The organism is Chamaesiphon sp. VAR_69_metabat_338 (assembly GCF_031423935.1).
In the GTDB taxonomy this organism is placed as follows: domain Bacteria; phylum Cyanobacteriota; class Cyanobacteriia; order Cyanobacteriales; family Chamaesiphonaceae; genus Chamaesiphon.
Genome location: NZ_JANPGM010000179.1, coordinates 1 through 2,748, shown reverse-complemented (window position 1 = coordinate 2,748; position 2,748 = coordinate 1). Strand labels below are relative to the sequence as shown.

General features: G+C 51.7%; 3 protein-coding genes. All 3 read left to right on the top strand.

The window, feature by feature from the left end:
- Window positions 1–392 precede the first annotated feature (392 nt).
- Window positions 393–653 carry a DUF6335 family protein gene (locus tag RMO84_RS05275; RefSeq protein WP_310487426.1) on the top strand — a complete coding sequence of 87 codons (261 nt, stop codon included), beginning with the start codon at window positions 393–395 and terminating at the stop codon, window positions 651–653.
- A gap of 270 nt (window positions 654–923) precedes the next feature.
- The gene (locus RMO84_RS05270; protein WP_310487425.1) at window positions 924–2,303 is read left to right on the top strand and encodes a glycosyltransferase family 2 protein; all 1,380 of its coding nucleotides are present in this window, start codon (window positions 924–926) and stop codon (window positions 2,301–2,303) included.
- Between the two features lie 180 nt (window positions 2,304–2,483).
- Window positions 2,484–2,748 (top strand): hypothetical protein (locus RMO84_RS05265; protein ID WP_310487424.1); only part of this gene is annotated, 265 nt, incomplete at its 3' end.

The window sequence follows — 2,748 nt, the reverse complement described above, 5'->3', positions numbered from 1 at the left end:
CTTACTTGCCCCCTGTCTTGTCGGTTTTTTTATTCGGAGGGTACCTCCGAATAAAAAAACCGCAAAGTCCCCCAGAATTGGGGGACTTTCTAGAGATTGGCTCCCCCAGAATTGGGGGTTGGGGGGCAAACAAATTAAGATTTGACTGGAGTTTCAGACTTGTGTATACACGGTAGCTTTTGAAGGGGGGCTAGGGGGATCTTCCATAGTTCGATCTTAACGAAATTGAGTTTTCAGACATCCTCTAAGAAGATCGATCGACACTGCGACTGCACAGACTTCCTCCTTTGGGTAGATAACCTGACTATTAGCTCTAGCTAGACTAGAAGAACAGAGGCTGGCATTAGGGTTTGAGAATGGCAGCAGCGATCGATAAATCAGAGGAAATAGTGATGGCAGAACCGCGAACGAATTCATTAATAGGTGCAGATCCCGAAACTAACGCCGACGATGATGCCTATCGTGCCGAGGTGAATGGGGATGAAGCCGTCGGCGGTACCACCGCAGTGCCCAGTCAAAATGACACGGAAGAATTGGCAGCAGCAGTGGGGATCGTCGTCGATGACGATGCACCGCTAGACACGGAAGAAATGATGGAAGAGCGCGATCGAGATCGGTGGGAATTAGATCCCGCATCGGCGATCGATATCTAGCAATCGATCGGTTGCGTCGAGTGGCGATCCGCTAGAGCGAACCTCCCAATCTGCGACAACCACATCGGTCGATGTCCAGGCTCTTGGCAACCCGCTCGACTCGATCTAAAGGTTAGCAGTAACAAATAGTATCGGTCTTTACTATTCCCTGGTAGACCCAGTCGGGTTAAGATGTGTAAATGAGCGAATGAGAACCAGACTAGGCGTGGCTTAGTTTATGAGTGCCGATCATTCGCGATCGAATATTTACTCACTCCTCTTTCCCCGCACATGGCCGAGCGCAGTTTGCCGTTAACTATCGAACACCCGATCGCACCTCAGATCGAGTGGTCTGCTGGCATGGGTTATCGACGCATCAAGGCGGCGACCATCTTAGGTAGCTTGTGGCTGGGAGTAGCTGCCTTACATCTGATTAGTTGGGGCTATATCATCGCTTGGGCGATTGCCAGTCTGTTTTGTTGGCGCGCATTGAGATTAGTTGCGACGCGAGTTGCCCCACCACCATTATTCGTACCGCCGCAGACTTATCCGTTTATTTCGTTAGCAATTGCGGCCAAAAATGAAGCCGCCGTGATTGCCAACGTGGTTGCCAACCTGTGTAGTTTAGATTATCCAGCCGATCGATATGAAGTCTGGGCGATCGACGATCGCAGTACCGATCGCACGCCCGAGATCTTAGACAAGTTAGCAATTGAGTATCCCCAACTCCAAGTCCTCCACCGTACCGATAGCGATACTGGTGGTAAATCTGGCGCGCTCAATCAAGTGCTAACGCTAATGCAAGGCGAGATTATCGGCGTCTTTGACGCCGATGCCCGAGTCGCTCCCGATTTTTTGCACCAGGTGTTAGCTTATTTTCAGAATGAAACAGTCGGCGCGATCCAAATGCGCAAGGCAATTACCAATAGCGATACTAATTGGCTCACCGGCGGGCAGCGGGCGGAAATGGCTCTCGATGCTTATCTCCAACAGCAACGCACTCACAGCGGCGGCATTGGCGAACTACGCGGTAACGGTCAATTTGTCCGCCAGACGGCTCTAGCGGACTGTAATGGCTGGAATGAAGAAACGATTACTGACGATCTCGATCTGACAATTCGCTTGCATCTGACGGGGTGGGACATCGCGCTGATGCCCTACCCGCCCGTTGGTGAAGAAGGCGTCACGACAGTTAAATCGCTCTGGCACCAACGCAATCGCTGGGCAGAGGGTGGATTTCAGCGGTATCTCGACTATTGGGAGCCGATCGCCAGCAATCGGATGGGTACTAAAAAAACTATCGATTTGCTCTCGTTTCTGTCGATTCAATATCTGCTCCCACCCGCTGGGATTCCCGACTTTCTGATGGCATTTTGGCTCAAGCATCCACCCCTACTCCTGCCGATGACAGCTTCGCTGGGGGTCGCTTTACCATTGTGGGGGATTTGGGTCGGATTACAACGCACCTATCGCCAAGCGGCTACTCCGGCTATTGAGGGCGATCGTCGCCCCGTCAGTTGGGTCACACTCTTCAAACAAACGGCGATCGGCTCGCTATTTATTTTACATTGGCTGATTGTGATGCCACTAGCGATCGCCCGGATGGCGATCTTGCCCAAACGACTCAAATGGGTCAAAACCCTGCGTCAAGACGATCTCTCGCAAGCCTAAAATCTGCGATCGAAAAAACTAATAACGTACCGATCGCTGGGCATACTTAGTATAGATAGATAGATCTTACTTAGACCATCTGCTGCCAATCGAACAGTGTGGCACAATAAAATGGGTAGGTCTAGTATCTTCACCCGCTCACCCGTTCGCGTAGCGTCGCCGCTGGCGCATCGATTACCCATGCAGGATTCCCGCGAAATTGATTATTTCGGACAACGCGTTCTTCAGATCGTTCAGCCCTTGGCGGCTGGCGGAGATCGCCGCGAAGTGCTGTCGTTGTTAGCTCAATCTGTAGCTAACAACTTCGCCGCAGATGGCTGTTGGATACTGCAATGTGTATCTCCAGGTGTCATCCGCGTTGCTGCCAGTGCTTGTGTTAGCCATCGGACTAGCGCGATCTCAGAACAAATAACGACTTTTACGCTCCCAGCCGCTCCGACCCCCG